Source organism: Tabrizicola sp., from assembly GCF_030694085.1.
Classification (GTDB): domain Bacteria; phylum Pseudomonadota; class Alphaproteobacteria; order Rhodobacterales; family Rhodobacteraceae; genus Tabrizicola.
In genome coordinates, this window is sequence record NZ_JAUXZE010000093.1 from 270,276 (window position 1) to 293,919 (window position 23,644).

General features: G+C 65.6%; 21 protein-coding genes. 17 read left to right on the top strand and 4 right to left on the bottom strand.

The genetic code is table 11. The features are described 5' to 3' along the window. Positions 1–48 precede the first annotated feature (48 nt). The 7 genes from Q8M85_RS22340 (at position 49) to Q8M85_RS22370 (ending at position 6,276) form a co-directional block, all read left to right on the top strand. Positions 49–399, top strand: a complete 351-nt coding sequence (locus Q8M85_RS22340; RefSeq protein WP_305548939.1) for a hypothetical protein — start codon at positions 49–51, stop codon at positions 397–399. 60 nt (positions 400–459) lie between these two features. Further along, positions 460–1,215 carry an FkbM family methyltransferase gene (locus tag Q8M85_RS22345; RefSeq protein WP_305548941.1) on the top strand — a complete coding sequence of 252 codons (756 nt, stop codon included), beginning with the start codon at positions 460–462 and terminating at the stop codon, positions 1,213–1,215. Between the two features lie 25 nt (positions 1,216–1,240). Continuing rightward, entirely contained in the window at positions 1,241–1,576 is a 336-nt protein-coding gene (locus Q8M85_RS22350; RefSeq protein ID WP_305548944.1) for a sarcosine oxidase subunit delta, read from the top strand. After that, a complete protein-coding gene (locus tag Q8M85_RS22355; protein WP_305548946.1) occupies positions 1,573–4,491 on the top strand; it encodes a sarcosine oxidase subunit alpha family protein in 2,919 nt (972 codons plus the stop codon). The genes Q8M85_RS22350 and Q8M85_RS22355 overlap by 4 nt, the downstream gene beginning before the upstream one ends. Then, entirely contained in the window at positions 4,484–5,029 is a 546-nt protein-coding gene (locus tag Q8M85_RS22360; protein WP_305548948.1) for a sarcosine oxidase subunit gamma, read from the top strand. The genes Q8M85_RS22355 and Q8M85_RS22360 overlap by 8 nt, the downstream gene beginning before the upstream one ends. A 113-nt stretch (positions 5,030–5,142) precedes the next feature. After that, positions 5,143–5,550, top strand: a complete 408-nt coding sequence (locus Q8M85_RS22365; protein ID WP_305548951.1) for a hypothetical protein — start codon at positions 5,143–5,145, stop codon at positions 5,548–5,550. 123 nt (positions 5,551–5,673) lie between these two features. After that, positions 5,674–6,276, top strand: a complete 603-nt coding sequence (locus Q8M85_RS22370) for a superoxide dismutase (protein WP_305548954.1) — start codon at positions 5,674–5,676, stop codon at positions 6,274–6,276. Between the two features lie 56 nt (positions 6,277–6,332). Here the strand turns inward: Q8M85_RS22370 and Q8M85_RS22375 are convergent, their stop codons facing one another. Continuing rightward, positions 6,333–6,890, bottom strand: coding sequence for a TIGR00730 family Rossman fold protein (locus Q8M85_RS22375; protein ID WP_305548957.1), 558 nt, complete (start codon positions 6,888–6,890; stop codon positions 6,333–6,335). Between the two features lie 94 nt (positions 6,891–6,984). Here Q8M85_RS22375 and Q8M85_RS22380 point away from each other — a divergent pair, with 94 nt between their 5' ends. Next, positions 6,985–8,460 (top strand): LysM peptidoglycan-binding domain-containing protein, encoded by a 1,476-nt coding sequence (locus Q8M85_RS22380; RefSeq protein ID WP_305548960.1) that lies wholly within the window; start codon positions 6,985–6,987, stop codon positions 8,458–8,460. On the opposite strand, the gene Q8M85_RS22385 is transcribed toward Q8M85_RS22380, so the two are convergent. Next, positions 8,421–8,789 carry a helix-turn-helix transcriptional regulator gene (locus Q8M85_RS22385; RefSeq protein WP_305548963.1) on the bottom strand — a complete coding sequence of 123 codons (369 nt, stop codon included), beginning with the start codon at positions 8,787–8,789 and terminating at the stop codon, positions 8,421–8,423. The two genes, Q8M85_RS22380 and Q8M85_RS22385, sit on opposite strands and share 40 nt — an antisense overlap. An 83-nt stretch (positions 8,790–8,872) precedes the next feature. On the opposite strand from Q8M85_RS22385, the gene Q8M85_RS22390 reads away from it, so the two are divergent. The 5 genes from Q8M85_RS22390 (at position 8,873) to der (ending at position 17,879) form a co-directional block, all read left to right on the top strand. Further along, complete coding sequence (locus tag Q8M85_RS22390) at positions 8,873–10,768, top strand: ABC transporter ATP-binding protein/permease (RefSeq protein ID WP_305548966.1); 1,896 nt, start codon at positions 8,873–8,875, stop codon at positions 10,766–10,768. A 98-nt stretch (positions 10,769–10,866) separates the two neighbouring features. Next, positions 10,867–14,223 (top strand): caspase family protein, encoded by a 3,357-nt coding sequence (locus Q8M85_RS22395; protein ID WP_305548969.1) that lies wholly within the window; start codon positions 10,867–10,869, stop codon positions 14,221–14,223. An 81-nt stretch (positions 14,224–14,304) separates the two neighbouring features. Further along, positions 14,305–14,961, top strand: a complete 657-nt coding sequence (locus Q8M85_RS22400) for a tetratricopeptide repeat protein (RefSeq protein WP_305548972.1) — start codon at positions 14,305–14,307, stop codon at positions 14,959–14,961. A 44-nt stretch (positions 14,962–15,005) separates the two neighbouring features. Next, a complete protein-coding gene (locus Q8M85_RS22405) occupies positions 15,006–16,361 on the top strand; it encodes a PQQ-binding-like beta-propeller repeat protein (protein WP_305548975.1) in 1,356 nt (451 codons plus the stop codon). Between the two features lie 48 nt (positions 16,362–16,409). Beyond that, complete coding sequence (gene der / locus Q8M85_RS22410; protein ID WP_305548978.1) at positions 16,410–17,879, top strand: ribosome biogenesis GTPase Der; 1,470 nt, start codon at positions 16,410–16,412, stop codon at positions 17,877–17,879. A 60-nt stretch (positions 17,880–17,939) separates the two neighbouring features. Here the strand turns inward: der and Q8M85_RS22415 are convergent, their stop codons facing one another. Beyond that, complete coding sequence (locus tag Q8M85_RS22415; RefSeq protein ID WP_305548981.1) at positions 17,940–18,647, bottom strand: hypothetical protein; 708 nt, start codon at positions 18,645–18,647, stop codon at positions 17,940–17,942. Between the two features lie 62 nt (positions 18,648–18,709). After that, positions 18,710–19,999 carry a serine--tRNA ligase gene (gene serS / locus Q8M85_RS22420; RefSeq protein ID WP_305548983.1) on the bottom strand — a complete coding sequence of 430 codons (1,290 nt, stop codon included), beginning with the start codon at positions 19,997–19,999 and terminating at the stop codon, positions 18,710–18,712. Between the two features lie 184 nt (positions 20,000–20,183). On the opposite strand from serS, the gene yajC reads away from it, so the two are divergent. Genes yajC through Q8M85_RS22440 form a run of 4 tightly spaced genes read left to right on the top strand, consistent with a single transcriptional unit; the run spans position 20,184 to position 23,539 of the window. Further along, on the top strand, positions 20,184–20,516 hold the full coding sequence (gene yajC / locus Q8M85_RS22425; RefSeq protein ID WP_305548986.1) for a preprotein translocase subunit YajC: 333 nt from the start codon (positions 20,184–20,186) through the stop codon (positions 20,514–20,516). A gap of 10 nt (positions 20,517–20,526) precedes the next feature. Further along, on the top strand, positions 20,527–22,194 hold the full coding sequence (gene secD / locus Q8M85_RS22430; RefSeq protein WP_305548989.1) for a protein translocase subunit SecD: 1,668 nt from the start codon (positions 20,527–20,529) through the stop codon (positions 22,192–22,194). A 12-nt stretch (positions 22,195–22,206) separates the two neighbouring features. After that, positions 22,207–23,178, top strand: a complete 972-nt coding sequence (gene secF / locus Q8M85_RS22435; protein WP_305548992.1) for a protein translocase subunit SecF — start codon at positions 22,207–22,209, stop codon at positions 23,176–23,178. Positions 23,179–23,182: 4 nt separating this feature from the next. Then, on the top strand, positions 23,183–23,539 hold the full coding sequence (locus tag Q8M85_RS22440) for an Mth938-like domain-containing protein (protein ID WP_305548995.1): 357 nt from the start codon (positions 23,183–23,185) through the stop codon (positions 23,537–23,539). Positions 23,540–23,644: the final 105 nt, after the last annotated feature.

Sequence of the window (23,644 nt, forward strand, 5' to 3'; positions counted from 1 at the left end):
CGTCGCCCGCGTTTCCATGCCAGATCAACTGTGCATGGAGATGCTCCAATGGCCGACAACGACACGACCAAAACCTACGACACAACCAAAACCTACGTCCGCGACACGCGCACGACCGAAGGCTCCGGCGCCAGTATGGCCCTTATCGTCGGCGGCCTTGTCGTCGCTGTGGGCTTCATCCTCTGGCTCGTCTTCGGCAACACCGGCGGCTCTGTCGTCGACAACACCCCGGCTGCCGGCACCACGAATGTCACTGTCGAACCAGCTGCGCCTGCCGACAGCACGACCAATGTCACCATCGACGCGGACGAGCCCGCTGCCGAACCGGTCGCTCCGGTCGAGCCTGCCCCTGCCGAGCCGGTCGAGACCGCTCCGGCAGCACCTGCAACCAACCCGTAACACGGGCCTTCGTGGCGCGCGCCCAGCGGCGCGCGCCCTGTCCTGGCCGGGGGCGCGGCCATGATCCGCGACCTTGGCCCCTTCACCCCGCGCCGGGCGCACAAGCTGGACACGGCGATCCTGGCGATGCTGCTGAACGGGGTGCATGATCGACACAAGGGGCGGGTCTTCGTGCTGCACATCGGCTGCGGCACCGGCGAGGCCGGGCTTCCCTTCCTGCAGCGGTTCCGTGATGACGGTTGGTCCGGCCTTCTGGTCGAGCCGCACCCCGCCAGTTTCGCCCGCCTGGAAGAGCTTCACTCCGCCAGCGACCGCGTGGCAGTGCTGAACCTCGGTGTGTCGGACGTCCCGGCCAACCTGCCGCTCTATTCCCTCACGCCTCAGGCTGAAGCGCGCAGTCGTCGCGGTCCACGTGGCCGGGCCTCGCTGATCCGTGACCGCATCGTGCCGTCGGACACGCCGGACGACCTTGTCGTTGCGACTGAAGTCCCTTTCCTGCGCCTTGATGCCGTCCTGCGCGAACTGGGTGTCGCCAGCACTCAGATAGTCGCGATCAATGCCGGCGGCCATGAGGTGCAGGTCATGCAAAGTTTCGACCTCGCGGCCCTCGGCCCGTCTTTGGTCCTGGTCCACACCACGCCGGGCACCTCGGGCGAGGACAATTGCATCGCACAACTTGCCGCCGCCAACATGGTGCCGTTCCGGGTTGCCGACTGGCTTGTTGGCGTCGCACCCGACCGCCTGTCCATCCCGCTGGAAGAGCTGCTCACCTTTTTCCGCAAGGGCCTTGGTGCCGCGCAGGACGACGAAGAATGACCCCCGCACAATTGGGAAGACCCTCATGCTGATCCTTGAATGTCCCTACTGCGGCGTGAAGGCCGAAGAGACCGAACTTTCGCCCGGCTACGAGGCGCACCTGAAGCGCTTCGGCCCCGGCGCCTCGCCGGAAGAATTCGAAGCCTACATGTTCGCCCGCAAGAACCCCAAGGGCGTCCATTTCGAACGCTGGCGGCACACCTACGGCTGCGGCAAATGGTTCCTTGCCGCCCGCTGCACCGCCACGCTTGAGGTGTTCGGGACCTACCCCGCGCAGGTCTCCGAACCCCCCGCCGACATCATCGCAAAGATCCAGGCCCGCCGCCCCGGCTGGCAGCCTGATGGGAAGGTCACGAAATGAGCACGCGTCTCGCCAAGGGCGGCCGGTTGATCAACCGGACCCAGCCTGTCGAATTCTCCTTCAACGGCAAGCGCCTGAAGGGTTTCCAGGGCGACACCCTCGCCGCTGGCCTATTGGCCAACGACCAGATGCTTGTCGGTCGCAGCTTCAAGTATCACCGCCCGCGCGGCATCGTCGCCGCTGGGCCAGAGGAACCGAACGCGCTGGTCAACCTTGGCGCGGGCGGTCGGCTTGAACCGAACCAGCGCACCACCACCACCGAGCTGTTCGACGGCCTCGAATCCACCAGCCAGAACCACTGGCCCAGCTTGGAATTCGATGTGGGCGTGGTGAACAACTACGCCGCCCGCTTCATGCCCGCAGGCTTCTACTACAAGACCTTCATCCACCCGCGCCCGGCGTGGAAGCACCTCTTCGAGCCTATCATCCGCCGTGCCGCCGGTCTGGGCAAGGCGCCCACCGAAGGTGACGCCGACCGCTACGAACAGGCATATGCCTTCTGCGACGTATTGGTTGTCGGGGCAGGGGTCGCAGGCTTGAAAGCCGCGAAAGCCGCCGCTGACGCGGGCCAACGCGTGATCCTGCTGGAGCAGACGCCCATCCTCGGCGGCCGTGCCCCGGTCGATGACACCGAGGTTGAAGGCAAGCCGGTCGAGGACTGGATCTCCGCGATGGAATCCGACCTCATGGCCCGCGACAACGTGACGATCCGCACCCGCACCTGCGGTTTCGGCGTCTATGACCACGGCTATGTCCTGGCCGACGAACGCGTCGCAGACCACACACCCGGCGACGGTCGCCCGAAGCACCGCCTCTGGCGCATCCGCACGGGCAAGATCGTCACCGCCACTGGCGCCATCGAACGCCCGCTGTCCTTCGCCGGAAACGACATCCCCGGCGTGATGCTGGCCGCCGCGGTCCGTGACTATGTGGTGAACTACGCCGTCTCGCCCGGCGACCGTACCGTCGTTGTCACCAACAACGACTCTGCCTACCAGACAGCGCTGGCGCTCAAGGCCGCTGGCCTTGACGTCCCCGCCATCCTCGACGCCCGCGAAACCGCTGACGGCGCCTTGCCGCAAGCCGCCCGCGCCGCTGGCATCCGCGTCCTGACCGGCAAGGCCATCGCCAAGGTCAAAGGCGGCAAGCGCGTCACCGGCGTCGCCGTCTGCGCGCAAGCTGGAGAAGGTTCGGTCCAGGAAGAAATCGCCTGCGAGGCCGTCGCCATGTCCGGCGGCTGGTCCCCCGTCGTCCACCTGTGGAGCCACTGCGGCGGAAAGCTCACCTGGGACGAGACCCTCTCGGCCTTCATCCCCGACCCCTCCCGCCCGCCGCTGAACCACGACGGTTCGGCAATGGTCGAAGTCGTAGGCAGCGCCGCCGGGGACCTCACCCTTACGGGCGCGACCGTCACAATCCCGCCCGTCTGGGTCATGCCGCAAGGCGCACCGATCCAACTGCGCTCGAAGATGTGGCTCGACTACCAGAACGACGTGAAGGTCAGTGACGTCCAACTCGCCAGCCGCGAAGGATATGTCTCCGTCGAACACACCAAGCGCTACACCACGCTTGGCATGGCGACCGATCAGGGAAAACTAAGCAACATCAACGGACTCGCCGTTCTTGCTGACAGTCTGGGTCAAGAGATCCCGCAGGTCGGCACCACCACCTTCCGCCCGCCCTACACGCCCGTCACCATCGGCGCGCTGGCAGGCGAATCGCGCGGAGACATCTTCCAGCCGCTCCGCCGCACGCCCATGCACGCCCAGCACGAAGCGGCAGGCGCCTACTTCGAACCCGTCGGCCTCTGGCGCCGCCCCTACTGCTTCCCGCGCGCTGGCGAGACGCACGAACAGGCCGTCCACCGCGAGGTCCTGAACACCCGCCAGAACCTCGGCCTGCTGGATGCCTCGACGCTCGGCAAGATCATCGTCAAGGGCCCCGATGCCGGGAAATTCCTCGACATGCTCTACACCGGCGTCATGTCCACGCTTCCCATCGGCAAATGCCGCTACGGGCTGATGTGCAACGAACAGGGGTTCCTCTCGGACGACGGCGTCGTCGCCCGGATCGACGAGGACACCTGGCTTTGCCACACGACCTCGGGCGGGGCCGACCGCATCCACGCCTGGATGGAGGACTGGCTGCAATGCGAATGGTGGGACTGGAAGGTCTACACCGCCAACGTGACCGAGCAATACGCCCAGGTCGCGGTCGTCGGCCCGAACGCAAGGAAACTCCTCCAAGTCCTTGGCGGCATGGATGTTTCCAAAGAGGCGCTCCCGTTCATGCAATGGGTGGACGGCACCCTTGGCGGTTTCCCGGTCCGTGCCTACCGGATCAGCTTCTCGGGTGAACTTTCCTACGAAATCGCCGTCCCCGCCAGCCACGGCGCGGCCTTCTGGGACGCCTGTGTCGAAGCAGGAAAAGCTCTTGGCGCCATGCCCTACGGCACGGAATGTCTTCACATCATGCGGGCCGAAAAGGGCTTCATCATGATCGGGGACGAAACCGACGGGACCGTCATCCCGCAGGACCTTGGCCTTGACTGGGCGATCTCGAAGAAGAAGGCAGACTACCTTGGCAAGCGCGGCCAGGAACGCACCTTCCTGGCCAGCCCAGATCGCTGGAAACTGGTGGGCTTCGACACGCTTGACGGCTCGGTCGTCCCGGACGGCAGCTACATCATCGCCGATGGCGTGAACGGCAACGGCCAGCGCAACGTGCAGGGCCGCGTGACCTCGACCTACTATTCGCCGACCCTCAAGCGCGGCATCGCGATGGGGCTTCTGAAGCATGGCCCGACCCGCATGGGCGAGATCGTGGAGTTCAACACCGCCGCCGGTGGCACCGTGAAGGCCCGCGTCCGCGACGCGGTCTTCTTTGACAAGGATGGGGAGAAGCAGAATGTCTGAACCAGTCAGCGCACTGGGTGGCGCCAGCTTCCACGGCTTTGCCACCATTCGGGAAATCGGCCCCCTGGGTATGATCACGCTCCGTGCCAAGGGAGTGAAGGCGCTGGACAAGGCGGTGAAGGCTGTCACCGACACCAAGCTTCCCGCGCCGCGCCGGATCGAGATCAACGGCGAAAAGGCCTGTGGCTGGATGAGCCCGGACGAATACCTGCTGATCGTGCCCTACGCCGAGGTCTCCGCAACCCTCGCCTCTCTGGCCAAGTCCCTGGCGGGTGAGCATCACCTTGCCGTCGACGTGTCGGACGCCCGCGCGATCTTCCGGGTCGAGGGCGACAAGGCCGCCGACGTCCTGCGCAAGCTCTCGCCCGTCGATTTCGAGATGCTGCAACCCGGAGAGCTTCGCCGCACCCGTGCCGCCCAGGTCGCCGCTGCGATGTGGGCGCAGGACGCAGGCTTCACCGTGGTCTGCTTCCGCTCGGTCGCGGGCTACGTGATGGGTCTTCTGACCCACTCGGCCCAGCCGGGCAGCGAGCTTTGACAGGCACGACGACAGGCATGACCGGGCATTGAACCAGCTGCGGCGACGGCTCCCTTGACGGGGCTGTCGCCGTTCGCCTTCACTGGACCCCCGTAACCCGGACGAGTGATCGCATGACCCGTCGCAGCCTTGTGCTATCTGCAGCCCTCATGGCGTTTCCCTCGCTCTTGCAGGCCCTTACCCTGGAATGCAGCATCAACCGCTCGAACGCTGGGGGCGGTTACATCACCGACGTCTATATCCTGCAGCATGATGCGGCCAGCGGACAGGCGATCGTCTCGGACGGCCTGATCCTCTATTTCAACGACGAACAGCCGATGACGGCCCAGGTCGCCGAGGACACGGCCAAGAAGCTGGTCCTCACCTGGAAAGTCCGCATGACCAACCGCACCGGCCAGACCGCCAACATGCAGTTCCGCGCGTCGTTCTTCAAAGGCGACCAGACGCTTGTTGTCCGCGCCGCGCCGGGAGGAGACTACAGCAACACCTTCGAAGGCCGCGGCCGTTGCAGGCCGGTCTGACCTGACCGGGCATCCTTCCGGGAACCTCTTCCTCCTGCCAACCGTTCTCTTGATGCCGCTTGGCCTTGACCTTCCCGCGCCGAGCCCTCTTATTCGTCGCAAGCACTCAACAGGAGAACTCCCATGCCCTTCACCCTTCCCGATCTGCCCTATGCCCACGACGCGCTCGCCTCGCTTGGCATGTCGAAGGAGACGCTGGAGTATCACCACGACCTCCACCACAAGGCCTATGTCGACAATGGCAACAAGCTGATTGCGGGCACCGAATGGGAAGACAAGTCCGTCGAGGACATCATACGCGGCACCTACCAGGCCGGTGCCGTCGCGCAGAACGGCATCTTCAACAACGCGTCCCAGCACTGGAACCACAACATGTTCTGGACCTGGATGGCTCCGGGCGAGAACAAGGGGATGCCGGGCGCGCTGGAAAAGGCGCTGACTGACAGCTTCGGTTCGGTGCAGAAGTTCAAGGACGACTTTTCCGCCGCCGGTGCCGGCCAGTTCGGCTCGGGCTGGGCCTGGCTGGTCAAGGACAAGGACGGCAGCCTCAAGGTCACCAAGACCGAGAACGGCGTGAACCCCTTGTGCTTCGGCCAGACCGCGCTTCTGGGCTGTGATGTGTGGGAACATTCCTACTACATCGACTTCCGCAACAAGCGTCCCGCCTACCTGACCAACTTCCTGGAAAAGCTGGTGAACTGGGAATCTGTCGCCGCGGCTCTCTAGTCGGTTGAAAAGAATGAAATACGGCCCGCAGATCGCTCTGCGGGCCGTTGTCGATTCTAGCTTTGTTCCAACGCCAGGGTCAACTCTGCCTCCAGCGCAGTGACATCCGACACCGCGCGGAAATGCCCTTTCAGCGAGGTGTCCGCGAAGCCCTCCGCGATCACGTGGTCGATCAACCCCAACAGCGGCTCCCAGTAGCCTTGCACGTCCAGCAGCAGGATCGGCTTCCGGTGCAGGCCGATCTGTGCCCAGGTCAGGACCTCGAAGAACTCGTCCAGCGATCCCGCCCCGCCCGGCAGCACCACCACTGCGTCCGAATTCATGAACATCACCTTCTTGCGCTCATGCATGTCCTCGGTGACCACCAGCGCGGCGCGGTCGCGGTCCGTCCGTTCGCGGCCCAGAAGATGCACCGGGATGACTCCCAGCATCGGCGCGCCCGCCGCGCCCGCCGCCTTTGCCACCTCGCCCATCAGGCCCACATCTCCCGCCCCGAACACCAGCCGCCAGCCGTTGCGGGCCAGCATCTCGCCCGTCTCGCGGGCCGCGATGACATGGGCAGGGTTCCGGCCCGCGCGAGAGCCGCAAAAGACGCAGACAGAGCGAAGGGACATGACCGGGCCTGAAAATGGTTGCTTTGCACCGTCATATAGAGATTCCTGATCACAAGAAACGCAAAGCGGCGGGAAGCGCCGGGGGGAGACGGGGATGTCGGAATTCGGGGCCTTGGGCCGAGGAACGCGGTTGGCTGTCGTGGCACTGACCGCGGCGCTTCTGGCCGGGGCCGGGTGGTTCGGCTGGCAAGCCCTCCGGCCCACGCCCACGTCGGTGGCCCCAACAGACCTCGCCGCCTCCGAACCCGCTGCCGCCGATACCGCTCCCGGTGCGACCGGCACCGAAATCGCCGCCGCCAGTCAATCAGCCCCCGCCGAGGTCGCCCCCGAGGTCGCCCCCGAGGCCGTCACCGGACTTGCCCCGGAATCAGCCCCCGAACCCGCCCCCGAACCCGCCCCGGAACCCGCCGCAGCCGAGGCGACCGCCCCCCTCGCCGGGCCGATCATCGACACCTGGCGCGTCGCCTCCGATGGTGCCGCGGTCGTCTCGGGCAGCGCTGCGCCGGGCGCGACCGTCTCGGTCGTGGTGGACGACACGGTTGTCGCCAGTGGCGAGGCCACGGGTTCGGGCGATTTTGCCATCCTGTTCACCCTGGCGCCCAACCCCATGCCCAGTTTGATGTGGCTGTCCATGTCGGTGGCGGACCAGCCCCCCGTCCTGTCTGCTCAGATGGTGGCGCTTGGGCCCATCGCGGGACCGACCCTCGCGGCCGTCGCCGAGACCACGCCTGAGACCGAGGTCGCAGCCGCCGATGCTGCCGCGACCGCGGACCCTGCCGCAAATCCTCCCGCTCTTCTGCTGTCCGAGGAAGGCGCTGTGGTCCTGCAGGAACCCTCCCGCCCCGAACTCCCGCTTTCGACCACCGTGATGATCGACACCATAACCTACACGCCCCAGGGCGAAGTTCAGGTCGGCGGACGCGGGGCGGCCGGGTCGGGCCTGCGGATCTATCTCGACAATGCCGAAAAGCTGACCCTGCAGATCCCCGACACGGGCCTGTGGAGCACGACGCTGCCCGACACCGCCCCCGGGGTCTACTCCCTGCGGGTCGATCAACTGGACGCAGCGGGCAAGGTCACCTCGCGCTTCGAGACCCCCTTCAAGCGCGAGACGCTGGAGGCGCTTGCCGAAGTCCAGGGCAAGGCCCCCGAACTGACGACCTCCGAACTGACGACCTCCGAACCGGTGACCTCCGAACTGACGACCTCCGAACCGGCGCTGCAGGAGACCGCCGCCACCGAAGCCCCGGCCCAGCCCGCGATGCCCGAGGACCCCACCGACCCTGCAGCCGACCCGACCGAGATCGCCGCTCTGGACCAGCCCGCTGCCACGCCCCAGACCCCTGATGCCCCGACAGCCGCCCAGGCTGACGCCCCGGCCAACGCTGCGGCCCCGGTAACCGTCACAGTGCAGCCCGGCTTCACTCTCTGGGGTATTGCCCAGGACCGCTACGGCGACGGGGTGATGTACGTTCAGGTTTTCGAGGCGAACAAGGACAAGATCAAGGACCCGAACCTGATCTACCCCGGTCAGGTCTTCTCGGTCCCTGAAACCGCCAGTCCACCCTGAGCCAAGCCCGCGACCTTGTGTGTGCAGGCTGCAAGCACCTCGGGATGGTCCGAACAGCAATCGTTCAGGACATAGGAAATCGTCTGCCCGATCCCGGACGGATCGACGCTGTAAAAGACGTTCCGCGCCACCTTGCGCGACCGCAAGAGACCGGCCTGCTCCAGCGCGGACAGATGGAACGACAGGCGCGGTGCCGCGATGCCCAGGGTCTCGGCGATTTGTCCCGCGGCCATACCGTCATCGCCCTGCGGAGTGAGCAGGCGGATCAGGTCCAGCCGCGTCTCATGCGCAAGTGCCGAAAGGGCGGCGAGGGCTTTACTTCGGTCCATCGTTCAACTATTCAAGAAACCTTGAATTGACATTACCCCAATCACGACCGTCACGCAACGCCGTTGGCGGGCCAGGAAAACCGATGCGCCGCACCACCTCGACTGCCACCTCCTCCGACCAGGGGACCGCCCGCTCCCCCGCCGTGACCACGTTGCGCCGTGTCGCCCCCTATCTCTGGCCCGAAGGGCAGGCCTGGGTGAAACGCCGCGTCATCATTGCGCTGGTTTTCCTGCTTCTGGCCAAGCTTGTGTCGGTCACAACCCCCTATGTCTACAAGCTTGCCGTGGACCGGCTGGGCGGCGTTGCCCCTGATACCGGGATGATCCTGGGCCTTGGGGCCGTGGGTCTGGTCGTCGCCTATGGCCTGGCCCGTCTGGGCGCAGTCGTCTTCGGCGAACTCCGTGACGCCGTCTTCGTCCGCGTCGGCCAGCGCGCCATCCGCCGCCTTGCTATCGAGACCTTCACCCACATCCACCAGCTGTCGCTCCGCTACCACATCACCCGCAAGACCGGGGGCCTCAGCCGCATCATCGAACGCGGGGTCAAGGGCGTCGACTTCCTTTTGCGCTTCATGCTCTTTTCCATCGGGCCGCTCATCCTGGAACTGACGATGGTCGCGGGTATCTTCGCCTGGGTCTTCGGCTGGCAGTATGCGGCGGTCGTCATCATCACGATCACGCTTTACGTCCTCTTCACCTTCAAGGTGACCGAATGGCGCGTGAAGCTGCGGCGCGAGATGAACGACCAGGACACCGATGCCAACCAGAAGGCCATCGACAGCCTCCTGAACTTCGAAACCGTCAAGTATTTCAACGCCGAACAGCGCGAGGCCGACCGTTATGACGGGGCCATGCGCCAGTATGAAACCGCTGCGGTCAAGACCGGCTTGTCGCTGTCTTTCCTGAACATGGGCCAGGCCACGCTGATCACCACCGGCCTTGTCATCGTCATGGCGATGAGCGCCCTTGGCGTGCAGGCTGGCACGCTGACCGTGGGCGATTTCGTGATGGTCAACGCTTACATGATCCAGATCACCATGCCCTTGAACTTCCTTGGCACTGTCTACCGAGAGATCCGCCAGGCGCTGGTCGACATGGGCGAAATGTTCGGGCTTCTCGGCCAGCCCGCCGAAATCATCGATGCACCCGACGCCAAGCCCCTGCTCGTCAGCGCAGGCGAGATCACCTTTGACGACGTCCACTTCGGCTATGAACCGACGCGCGAGATCCTGAAGGGCGTCTCCTTCACTTTGAAACCTGGTCAGAAACTGGCTCTCGTCGGCCATTCGGGCAGCGGCAAGTCCACCATCGGGCGGCTTCTCTTCCGCTTTTACGACGTGACCTCGGGCGCTGTGCGGATCGACGGGCAGGACCTGCGCGACGTGACGCAGTCCTCGCTTCACGCAAGCATCGGCGTCGTGCCGCAGGATACCGTCCTTTTCAACGACACGATCCGCTACAACATCGCCTACGGCAAAGCCAATGCCACCGAGGCCGAGATTGTTGCCGCCGCGCGCGCAGCGCGCATCCACGACTTCGTGACCCGACTGCCCGAAGGCTATGAAACCAAGGTCGGTGAGCGTGGGCTGAAGCTTTCGGGCGGCGAAAAGCAGCGCGTCGGCATCGCCCGGACGCTGCTGAAGAACCCGCCGATCCTGATCCTGGACGAGGCGACCAGTGCGCTTGACACCCAGACCGAACGCTCGATCCAGGAAAGCCTGGCTGAGATGGGGCAGGGTCGCAGCGTCATCACCATCGCGCACCGGCTGTCCACCATCGCCGACGCCGACCAGATCCTGGTGCTGGACGAAGGCCGTGTCATCGAACGCGGCACGCATGATGCGCTTCTGGACCTTGGCGGCGTCTACTTTGCCATGTGGCAAAGACAGGTCATGGAAGGCGAAATCGAGATCGAGGACGGGGTACTGGATCCGACCCAGGACCAGCCCCCGGTCGCGCGCCTGGCAGCCGGGTCCTGATTGCTCTCGCTGCCGTGAAGCCCGCCACATGACAGGCTTTTTCCTTTGACCATCCGGTCAGGCTTCCCCATTCTGCCGGCACCCGATGGGAGTGGGCGATGCTGTTCCGGCGTATCGGACTGGTTCTTTTGCTCTGGCTTTGCGGCCTGACCGCCGCGCTGGCCGACAAGCGCGTGGCGCTCCTGATTGCGGCCGACGATTACCGCAACATCCGTCCCCTCGCGAACCCCGCCAATGACGCCCGCGCGCTGGAAGCGGTGCTGGAGAAGCTCGACTTCCAGGTCTTCATCGAGACGAACCGCGACCTGAAGCGCACCCGCCGCGCGCTGGAGGATTTCAAGGAAGATGCTGCAGGGGCCGACGTGGCACTCCTGTTCTTCGCCGGGCATGGCGTCGCCATCGATGGGGTGAACTACCTTCTGCCCACCGACGCCGATGCCTCTTCGGCTGAACGGCTTGCCGCCACATCTCTGCCCTTGGCCGAAGCGCAAGCGGCCATCCAGTCCGTAGCCCCGGTCGCCATCATCCTCCTCGACGCCTGCCGCGACGACCCGTTCTCTGGCGGCGGCACCGAAGGCCGGGGCGCCGCCGCGCTGGACGACGACCCGCCCACCGCGCCCAGGCCGAAACCCGGCCTCGGCCGGATCGGTCGCGCCGACGGTGTCCTCTTCGCTTTTGCCGCCGCGCCGGGGGAAACGGCCTCGGACGGCGACGGCCAGAACTCGCCCTTCACCTCGGCCCTGGTCCGCCACTTTGCCACCGCCGGGGTGGAACTGCGCACTGCCCTTACCCTTGTCCAGCAGGACGTCTACGACCGCAGCCGTGGCAAGCAGCTTCCCTATATCGAATCCGGCCTGCCCGAGCTGGTCTTCATCACCGGCCAGGGCGCGCTACCCGAACGCGACCAGCTTCTGATCGCGATGGCGAGCCTCACCCCCGACATCCGGGCCGAGGTCGAAACCCTTGCGACCGCCCGCAACCTGCCCCTCGCGCCCCTCTACGCTGCCCTGCTTTCTGCCGACCTCGAACGCCAGACTCCCGAGGAACGCGCCGCCATGCTGACCGAGGCGGCGCAGTCCTATGAAAAATTCCAGTCCGAGTTGCAGAAGTTCCAGTCCGACGACCCCCGCGTCGCCGCCCTGCGCGCCCAGGCCGAAGAACAGTTGACCCTGGGTGCCTTCGACGCCGCCCGGTCGCTGCTGACGGATGCCGCCCAGATCGACGCCACCGCGCGGACCACGATCAAGGAAACCTACCTCTCCCGCACCCTGTCCGAAGCTGCGACCCACATGCTGAACGCCAACGCGGCCCGGACCGACCTGCGCTACGACCTTGCCATATCCGACCTCACGAAAGCCGCAGCCCTTTACGCCGAGGTGGCCGACCAGGGCATCGACCGCGACGCGCAGTTCTCTTACACCACGGCCCTGACCAGCCTGGGCGAGTTGCACCTCGTCGCCGGCAACACCGAAGCCGCCTGGTCCGCCTACAGCGCCCGCGCGACCTTCGCGCAGACAAGGGTCGAGTCTGATCCCACCGACGTCGACTGGGTGCGGGAACTGGTCTGGTCGCTGAATGATCTTGGCAGCGTGCTCCAGCAGCAGGGCTACCTCAGAGAAGCCGAAACCGCCTATTCCAGCGCGCTTGAATTTTCCCAGTGGCAAGCCGACCAGCGCCCCGACGACGTCGACCTGATGCGCGACCGCCAGGTGGCGGTGAACCGCGTCGGATCGATCCGCCTGGCCCGCCGCAACGGCCAGGGCGCGCTTGACGCCCATGTCGAGGCGCTGGGGATTGCCCAGACCCTGCTCGACAGCGACCCGACCAATGTCACCTACCGAATGGACATCTCCTACACCCAGGAACGGATCGGCGACGCCAAGCTTGACCTTGGCGACAAAGAGGGCGCGAAAGCCGCCTTCGAGACCGCGCTTGCCATCTCCGAGGCCCTGGTGGCCGACTATCCCGGCGACACCGTGATCCGCCGGAACCTGTCGGTCAGCTACGAACGCATCGGTGATATGCTGGTCGATGAAGGCGACTACCCTGCCGCGCTGGACACCTACGGCAAGGCGCTGACCATCCGCGAGGAACTGGCCGCGCTCGACCCCGACAACAAGCCGCGGCAGCGCGACCTTGCCATCAACTTCGACCGCATTGGCGATACGCAGCGTTTCATCGGCGACACGGATTCGGCATTGCTGGCGCATCAGGCGGCCCTGTCGATCCGGCAGAACCTGGCGGCGCTTGATCCGACAAACATGGTCTGGCAGCAGGATCTGCTCGTCAGCCTTGACCGGATGGGCGACCTGCATTTCGGGGCGAACGACTTCGTTGCGGCCCTTGATGCGCAAGAAACGGCACGTGCCATCGCCGAGAGCATTGTCGCGCTCAGCCCCGACGATCCGACCCGGCAGGCCGACCTTGGCCTTGCTCTGCAAAAGATCGCGGACATCAAGGCCGCGATGGGCGACAGTGCCGGCGCCCGCGACATGCTGCAATCTGCCCTGACATTGCGCCTTGCCGTCGCCGATGCCGACCCGCTGCCCCGGCTCCAGCGCGATGCTGCCCTCTCCCTGATTGCGATGGCCGAACTGGACCTGGCGGACGGCAACCCCGCCGCCGCCGAGCCGCTGATCGCCGACGCGGTCGGGCGCCAGACCCTGCTGGCGGGCGCGGCTCCGGGTGACACGCTGGCCTTGCGCGACCTTTCCATCGCCCAGAACATCCACGCCTCGACCCTGATGCAGCTTGGCCGCAACAGCGAGGCGGTTTCGGTGGCAACGGCCTCGCTGGAAACCGCCGACCGGCTTTTGCAACTGGGACCAGAGGTGCCGGACCACATGCATGACAGGCTGGTGACCCTGAACCGGCTGGGCGATGCGCAGGTGGCCCTTGGCGACAACCTTGCCGCAGTACGGTCCTTCAAGGCGATGGTCGACCAGGGCAATCGGCTTCTCGATGTCGATCCCTACAGCACCGCTTGGGCCAATGATCTGGCGCTGGCGCTGGACCGGCTTGGCAATGCGCAAAGCGCCACGGGAGACGTGGCCGCCGCGCTGAAAAGCCACCAGGACGCGCTGGCGTTGCGCGACTGGCTGGTGGCGCAGGACCCGTCCAATCCGCTCTGGTATCGCAACCTTGCGCTCAGCCACGCCAATGTCGCAACGGCGCTGTCCGACCGCGACGACTTTGATACCGCGCTTGTGCATCAGGAGGATTCCCTGCGCATCATGCGCGATCTTGCCGCCGCCTACCCGGACGATCCCTGGTACAGGATCGACGTCGTCCGCGCGCTGGACCAGACGGCCGTCCTTCTGCAGGACCCAGCAGCCCAGAACCGCGAGGCGCTGGCGATCCTGGAAGAGATGCAGGCCACCGGCAGCTTGCCGCAGGGCTATGACGGCTGGATCGCCGGGTTCCGCAAGGCGTTGGGCTTGCCTACGGACTTCTGACCGCCAACGCGGCGGGGCAGGGCTTGGCAATGTGCGGGCTTTGCCTGTAAGACGGGGCAAACGACAGCAGAGGCAACGGCGTTGAGCAATCCCGACAGCTTCATCGAAGAAGTCACCGAAGAGGTGCGCCGCGACCGGTTGTTCCGGCTCTTCCGCCAATATGGCTGGGTCGGTGTGGTCATCATCCTGGGCCTCGTCGGCGGCACCGCCTGGACCGAATGGTCGACCGCACGCGACGCCGCCAGGGCCGAAGCTTTCGGCGATGCCCTGATCGACGCGCTTGACCAGGGCACACCCGAGGAACGCCGCGAGGCGCTGGCTGCCGTTCCTTCGGATACCGGGCAGACTGCGATACTGCAGCTTATCCTTGCCTCCGACCCTGACGAGGACAAGGCCACGACACTTGCTGCTCTGGACAAGGTGGCAGCGGATGCAACGCTTGCCATTCCCTACCGCGACCTCGCGACGCTGCGCCGCGTGCTGGTGGCCGGGGCCGACCAGCCTCTTGCCGAACGGCGGACTGCCCTGCAAAGCATCGCCGCTCCGGGCCGCCCCTACCGCGCGCTGGCCGAGGAACAGTTGGCTTACCTTCTTATCGAAGAGGGAAAGCCGGACGAGGCGATCACCGCCCTGACCACCCTGATGCAGGATCAAGAGGCTTCGGCCTCGCTCCGCGCGCGGCTGGCTCAGGTCGTCACTGCGCTTGGTGGCACCTTGCCCGAAACCGCGGGCGGCTGAGGCGGGTTATGGAAAGATCGGAAAGGTCGATTCAGGTGGCAGGCATGAAGGTCAGACGGATGGGCGGCAGGCTGGTGACCGGGATCGGTCTTCTGGCGCTGCTGGCGGGCTGCGGTCAGCGCGAAGTGATCCTCTCCGGCGAACGCTTCCCGGTTCGCGCCGACCTTGAGGCCTCTGTCCCGGTCGAAGGCCAACCCGCCCCGACCGCCCCTGCCGCGCCCGAGAATCAAAGCGTCGCCATTTCGCTGGGACCGCAGACCGGCGGCGACTGGACGCACCGCGCCGGCAACGCCCGCCACCTGATGCCGCACGCCGCTCTGTCGGCCACGCCGCAGCGCGTCTGGTCGGCCAACATAGGCTCCGGCTCCAGCCGCAAGAATCGCATCTCCGCCGCCCCCGTCGTCGCCGACGGCCGCATCTTCACCATCGACGCCGGGACCGGCGTGACTGCCACCGCTACCAACGGCGCGACGCTCTGGTCCACCGACCTCACCGCCAGCTTCGACAAAAGCGGCGGCCAATCCTCGGGCGGTCTTGCCACCGCGAACGGCCGGCTCTACGCCACCACCGGCTACGGAGAACTCGTCGCCCTCGACGCGGCTTCCGGTGCCGTGATCTGGCGCCAGCGCGTCGACGCGCCGATCAGCGGCGCCCCGGCCACTGATGGCCAGACCGTCTATGTCTCGGGCCGCGACGGGTCTGCCTGGGCGATCAGTGCCGCGGACGGCAAGGTGATCTGGCAGGTCGTCGGCACTCCCGGCAAGACGGCCTACGTCGGCACGGCCGCCCCAACTGTGGGCGACCGCGCGGTGATCTTCCCCTCGGCCGCCGGGGACCTCATGGCCGTCCTCAAGATCGGCGGCGGCACAAAGGTCTGGCAATCCTCGCTGGCCGGCAAACGCCTTGGCCGCGCCTACGCCCTGACCGCCGACGTCACCGGCGACGCCGTCATCGCCGGCAAGACGCTTTTCGCCGGCACCGGCAATGGCCGTACCGTCGCCATGTCCGCCTCGTCGGGCGAACGCATCTGGTCCGCTGGCGAAGGTGCCCTTGGCCCCGTCGCTGTCGCGGGAGGCTCGCTCTTTCTGGTCAACGACGAAGCCAGGCTCGTCCGCCTTGATGCCGCAACGGGCGAAGTGATCTGGTCCGTCGAGATGCCCTACTTCACCAACGACAAACCCAAGCGCCGCAAGGGGATATTCGCCCATTACGGACCCGTCCTGGCCGGGGGCCGCATCATGGTCGTCTCCTCTGACGGTCTGCTTCGCGCCTTCGATCCGACCGATGGCACCCTCACCTACACCGCCGAAATCCCCGGCGGGGCCGCAGCACAACCCGCCGTCGCGGGCGGCACGCTCTATGTCGTCGGCGGCAACGGGCAACTTCACGCTTTCCGCTAAGGCCCATCCCGTGTATGGCAACCGCTTCGCCATTGCCGGACCAAGACCATGACCTTCACGCTCGCCATAGTGGGCCGCCCCAATGTGGGCAAGTCGACGCTCTTCAACCGCCTCGTGGGCCGCAAGCTTGCGCTGGTCGACGACCAGCCGGGCGTGACCCGCGACCTGCGCGAGGGCGACGCCAAGCTTTTCGACATGCGCTTCACCGTGATCGACACGGCAGGGCTGGAAGAAGTCACCGACAACAGCTTGCAGGGCCGCATGCGCCGCCTGACCGAGCGCGCGGTCGAAATGGCCGACGCCTGCCTCTTCGTCATTGACGGCCGGGTTGGCGTCACCCCCACAGATGAAGTCTTCGCCGACATCCTGCGCAAGAAGAACGCGCGCGTGTTCCTTGCGGTGAACAAGGCCGAGGGCAAGGCCGGAGATTCCGGCGCTTTGGAGGCTTACTCGCTTGGCCTTGGCGAACCGATCCGCATCTCCGCCGAACATGGCGAGGGGATGGACGACCTCTACCGCGAACTGAAACCCCTCGAAGGCGAATTCGCCGAGCGTGAGGCCGAAAACGCCCCCGAAGTCGACATCGACCTCTCCGAAGCCGACGCCGAACTGGAAGCGGATGAGACCGCCCACTACCCGACCGTCAAGAAGCCCTTGCAGATCGCGGTCATCGGCCGCCCGAACGCCGGAAAATCGACGCTGATCAACAAGATCCTCGGCTACGACCGCCTGCTGACGGGGCCCGAGGCGGGGATCACCCGCGACGCCATTTCGGTCCGTGCCGAATGGCAGGGCACCCCGATCCGCATCTTTGACACTGCAGGCATGCGCAAGAAGGCCCGGATCACCGAAAAACTGGAAAAGCTTTCCGTCTCCGACGGCATCCGCGCCGTGCGCTTTGCCGAAGTGGTCGTCGTTCTCCTCGACGTTGAAATCCCGTTCGAAGTGCAGGATCTCCGCATCGCCGACTTCGCCGAAACTGAAGGCCGGGCCGTCGTGGTCGCGGTGAACAAATGGGACCTGGAAGACGACAAGCAGGAAAAGCTGGCCGAGCTGAAGGAGATGTTTGACCGTCTGCTGCCGCAGCTGCGTGGTGCGCCGCTGATCACCGTCAGCGCCAAGACAGGCAGGGGCCTTGACCGGCTGCATGACGCGATCCGCAAGGCGCATGACGTCTGGAACCGCCGCATCCCCACGGCCAAGCTCAACTCCTGGCTTGGTGCGATGACCGAGGCACACCCCCCGCCGGCCCCCGGCGGCCACCGGATCAAGCTGCGCTACATGACGCAGGCCAAGACCAGGCCGCCGGGTTTCATGATCAAGTGCTCACGCCCCGACGAACTCCCGGAGAGCTACCGGCGCTATCTGGTCAACGGCCTCCGCGACCACTTCGACATGCCCGGCACGCCGATCCGACTTTTCTTGCGCTCACAGGGCAACGAGAACCCGTGGAAGGACCGTAAGTTCCACACGCCCTCGCGACTGAGAAAGCACAAGGAAAAGAACACCGGGCAGTAACGGAGCGCGCAAAAGTTTTCGAAAACTTTTGCAAATTCCTTCGAAGGAATTTGGCCCCGATTACCCCCGGCGCCAGAACCACGCCGCCGCCGCAAGCACCACGGCGCCGATACCGAGTGCCGCCCAGGCCACATAGGTCCCTGCGCCCCAGTTCGCCACCGCGACGCCCACCAGCGCCCAGGCCACCGTCAGGGTGTAGACCGGCATCCGGGGCCTGCGCGACTGGATCAGCGGCGTCAGGATCAGCACCACGCCCAGCATGTCATAGGCCGCTTCCTCATTGCCGGTATAGCCGTATCCTGCGAGCAGGATCCCCGTCGATACCAGTGAAGCCGCCGTCAGCCACCCCGCGAAAATCGCCAGCGGTGCGGACAGAAGCCAGCGGTCCGGCTCGGTCGGGGCCTTGAGGAAGGCCAGGATCGCTGCGCCGGCCATCACCAGGATCACCGCAGTTGCCCAGACCGGGCTCGCTCCGGCAATCGCCAGCCACACCGTGCCCAGCACCAGCGACACCGTCAGCGCGGGCCGCACCCGCGCCCAGGCCGGGTCGTCAGGCCGCTTCCACAGCCCAAACCCCGCGTGAAGGATGAGCCACAGATAGATCACCGACCAGATGGAAAAGGCATATCCCGCAGGTTGGATCGCCGGGCGCAGGATCTCGACCGGAAACTGGCCGGACCGGTATCCCGTGAAGGGGGGTGTGATGAAAGGGGCCACGGCGAAAGCGATGGTGGCAAGCAACAGGATCAGCGCAAGCGGTCGGGACATTCCGGCCTCCAATAAAAACAACAGGGTAGGGGGAACCCGTCCCTCCTCGGCCGGTTCCTGCGTCAGACCAGCACACCGTCCGCCGTGATCCGGGTCTTGCCGCCAAGATAGGGCACCAGCGCCGCTGGCAAGGTCACGCTGCCATCGGCCTCTTGCCCGTTCTCCAGGACCGCGATCAGGCAGCGCCCCACCGCCAGGCCCGAGCCGTTCAGCGTCGCCACGAATTCGGGCTTGCCGCCCGCCGGTCGATAGCGCGCATTCATCCGCCGCGCCTGGAATTGCCCGCAGGTCGACACCGAGCTGATCTCGCGGAACGTGTTCTGCCCCGGCAGCCAGACCTCCAAGTCATGCGTCTTCTGCGCGCCGAATCCCATGTCGCCGGTGCACAGCACGATGGTCCTATAGGGCAGCCCCAGCCGCTCCAGCACCGCCTCGGCGCATTTCGTCATGCGCTCGTGTTCCGCCAGCGCGGTTTCCGGCGTGCAGATCGTCACCATCTCGACCTTCTCGAACTGGTGCTGGCGCAGCATCCCTGTCGTATCCTTGCCCGCGCTTCCCGCTTCGGACCGGAAGCAATGTGTGTGCGCCGTCATCCGCAGGGGCAGGGCGGCCTCGTCCAGAATGTCGCCCGCGACCGAGTTGGTCAGCGTCACCTCGGACGTCGGGATCAGCCACCAGCCGTTGGTGGTCTGATAGCTGTCCTCGGCGAACTTCGGCAGCTGGTTGGTGCCATACATGGCGTCTTCCTTGACCAGGACCGGGGTCCAGGTCTCGGCCAGCCCATGTTCGGAGGTGTGCAGATCCAGCATGAACTGCGCCAAGGCCCGATGCACCCGCGCCACCGCGCCACGCAACACGACAAAGCGGCTGCCGGAAAGCTTGGCCGCCGTCTGAAAGTCCAACCCGTCCCTTGCCGCAGGAATATCGAAATGTTCCAATGGCTTGAAGTCCATGAAGCGCGGCGAACCCCAGCGCCGGATCTCCACATTCCCGCTTTCGTCCGGTCCCTCGGGCACCTCGTCCAGCGGCAGGTTGGCGATCCGCATCAGCGCATCGCGCAGCCGCGCATCCTCGGCCCCGGCCTCCTCGGTCAGCCGCGCGCCCTCGGCCTTCTTCTCGGCCACCAGCGCCCGCAGCCGCTCGAACTCGGCAGTGTCCCCGCGCGCCTTCGCGGCACCCACATCCTTCGATGCCACATTCTGCGCCGCCGCTGCGGTTTCCGCGGCCAGGATCTTCGCCCGCCGCGCCTCGTCCATCGCCAGCAGTTCCCCCGACATCGGCGCCAACCCCCGACGCGACAGGGCCGCATCGAAGGCGGCCGGGTTCTCGCGGATGAAGCGTATGTCGTGCATGGCGGACCTCAGTGGAATGGTACGCCGGCGCTTATGCCCGATATCGCGGCAGGGTGGAAGCCGTCGCCCCACACGGTAACCGCGTCCCCCCTCTGGCAAAGCGCCGCGAAAGGCCTTACATCAGCCGACAATCTCGAAGGTGGGCGGCAAGACCGACCCTCCGACCCCGCAGGAAAGGATGCCCATGTTCGTCACGCCCGCTTTTGCCCAGGACGCCGCAGCCGCGCCCGGAGGCGCCGCCGTCTTCGCGCAGTTCCTGCCGATCATTCTGATCTTCGTGATCTTCTACTTCCTGCTGATCCGTCCGCAGCAGAAGAAGATGAAGGAACACCGCGCGATGGTCGAAGCCCTGCGCCGGGGCGACCAGGTCGTGACCTCGGGCGGCATCGTCGCCAAGGTCTCCAAGGTCCAGGACGACGGCATGGTCGAGGTCGAGATCGCCGATGGCGTCAAGGTCAAGGTCCTCAAGCACACCATCACGACCGTGCTGAACAAGACCGAACCGGCGGCGAACTAGGTCTCGCATCATGGAACCGATGGCGCTGTGGAAGCGCGTGCTCATCCTGCTCGTCTGTGGCTGGGGCCTCATTGCCGCCACTCCGAATCTTTTCTACACCCAGGTCGAGCGCCACAATGACGCCGCAGCCGCCATCGAGGCCGCCGGAGGAACCGCAACCCCCGAACAGGCGGATGCCCTGGCCGAATGGCCTGGTTTCCTGCCCTCGGCGCTGATGAACCTGGGCCTCGATCTTCGGGGCGGGGCGCATCTTCTGGCCGAGGTCAAGGTCGAAGACGTCTACAAGACCCGCATGGACGGCCTCTGGCCCGAGGTCCGCGACACCCTCCGCGACCTGCGCGACCAGGTCGGCGCCGTCCGCCGCGCGCCCTCGCCCGATGACGTGCTGCGGGTGACGATCTCGAATCCTGAAGGGCTGCCCGCCGCACTCGACGCCGTCCGCGCCCTCGGCTCCAGCGTGATAACCCTGACCGGGATCGGCGAAAGTACCATCGACGTCACGTCCGAAGGCAACGACATCGTCGTTCAGCTTTCAGCGGCCGAAAAGCAGGCCACCGACGGGCGCACGATCCAGCAATCTCTGGAAATCATCCGCCGCCGCGTCGACGAGGCCGGGACCCGCGAACCCACCATCCAGCGCCAGGGCGAGGATCGTATCCTGATCCAGGTTCCGGGCATCGGCTCGGCGCAAGAATTGAAGGCCCTGATCGGCCAGACCGCCCAGCTGACCTTCAACGCCGTGATCAGCCGCACCACGAACGCTGCCGCCGACCCGGGTCCGCGCAATCTTCTCTTGCCCTCGATGGACGAAGCGGGTGTCTACTATATCGTCGAACAGACGCCCGTCGTCTCGGGCGAGGATCTGGTGGATGCCCAGCCCTCCTTCGACCAGAACGGCCAGCCCGCCGTCAGCTTCCGCTTCGACTCGACCGGAGCGCGTGCCTTCGGCGACTACACCGCCGCCAACATAGGCGCCCCTTTCGCCATCATTCTGGATGACGAGGTGATCTCGGCCCCGGTCATTCAAAGCCACATCCCCGGCGGCTCGGGCATCATCACCGGCAACTTCGACCTCGAAGAATCGACCCGTCTCGCCGTGCTTCTGCGCGCCGGTGCGCTTCCGGCCGCGATGACGTTCCTCGAAGAACGCACCATCGGCCCTGAACTTGGACAGGATTCGATCGACGCGGGAAAGATCGCCGCGATGGTCGCCGGCGGTGCGGTCGTCGTGTACATGCTCCTGTCCTACGGCCTGTTCGGCCTCTTCGCCAACATTGCGCTGATCATCAACATGGCCCTGATCTTCGCCGTCCTGTCGACGATTGGCGGAACCCTGACCCTGCCGGGGATCGCGGGCATCGTCCTGACCATCGGGATGGCGGTCGACGCCAACGTGCTGGTCTTTGAACGCATCCGCGAGGAATTGCGCACGAACAAGAACCCGGGACGGTCCATCGCGCTTGGCTACGAACGGGCGCGCAGCGCGATCATCGACGCCAACATCACCACCTTCATCACCGCCGTCGTGCTATTCCTTGTCGGGGCAGGCCCGGTGCGCGGTTTTGCGATCACGCTGGGAATCGGGATCATCACCTCGGTCTTCACGGCCATCTTCGTAACTCGTGTCTTCGTCGAGCTTTGGTACCAAAGCCGCAAGCCTGCGACTGTCGTCGTCTAGGGGAAAAGAACAATGGCCTTCCGTTTCCGTGTCGTTCCCGAAAAGACCAACTTCGATTTCTTCCGCGCCCAGTGGCTGACCTTCGGCGGCTCGATGATGCTGACGGTGGTGGCCATCGTCGCCTGGATGGTGATGGGATTGAACTTCGGCATCGACTTCCGTGGCGGCACCACCATCCGCACCGAGGCCGTTGAACCCGTCGATGTCGGTGCCTACCGTGAGGCGCTCTCCGGGCTGGAAGTTGGCGATGTCGCCATAACCGAGGTCTTCGACCCCAGCTTCGCCGATAACCAGCATGTCGCCCAGATCCGCATCGCTCCGCTCGACGGTCAGGAATCGGTGACTGAAGATACGATCCTTGCCGTGGAACAGCGGCTCAAGGAAATCGCGCCGTCGATCACCTTCCCATCCGTCGAGTCGGTCGGACCCAAGGTCTCGGGCGAGCTGATCTGGAAAGCCGTGATCGCGATGGTCGCGGCCTCCTTCTGCATCATGCTTTACATCTGGTTGCGGTTCGAATGGCAGTACGCGCTCGGTGGCATCATCGCGCTGATCCACGACATCTTCATCACCATCGGGATCTTCGCGATCTTCCAGATCAAGTTCGACCTGACGATCGTGGCGGCCTTGCTGACCATCCTCGGCTATTCGATCAACGACACGGTGGTTGTCTTCGACCGCCTGCGCGAGAACCTGCAGAAGTACAAGGCAATGCCGCTGAAGGACGTGATGAACCTCTCGGTGAACGAGACGCTCAGCCGCACCATCATGACCTCGGGCACCACGCTGATTGCGCTCGGGGCGATGCTGGTCCTGGGCGGGGACGTGATCCGCGGCTTTACCTTCGCGATCTTCATGGGTGTCATCCTGGGCACCTATTCCTCGGTCTTCGTCGCCAAGAACCTGGTACTGTTCATCGGGCTGGACCGTGGCGACAAGCCGAAGAAGTCCGACAAGAGTGAATTTGCCAACGTCGACGCCTGATCCGATGCGCCTGACCGAAGTCACCTACGGTAACGCGAAAGCAATCGAGGGATACGGCCCCGGCTTCTTCCGCGTGGCCGGCCACGTCCTGCGCGGCCCCTGCCTGATCACCCCCTGGGACGCCGGTCCCTGGGGCGGGTTCGAGGATACCGCAGCACCCCTCAGCCTGGCGGACAAGATCGACGTTCTCTTCGTCGGCACCGGCACCGGCATCGCTCATGTGCCCGGCGCCTTCCGTGCCGCGCTGGAAGGGCAGGGGATCGGGGTCGAGGTCATGGCCTCCCCCACCGCCGCCCGCACCTACAATGTCCTCCTCGGCGAAGGCCGCCGCGTCGCCGTGGCCTTGCTGCCGGTCGACTAGGCCCCCCCTACGCAAGATCGGCACCGGGCTAGTGACAGGCCCGGCTGCTCCCGCTTTCATCTTTGCCCAAATATCCCCGCCGGAGGCATCCGACAGATCATTCGG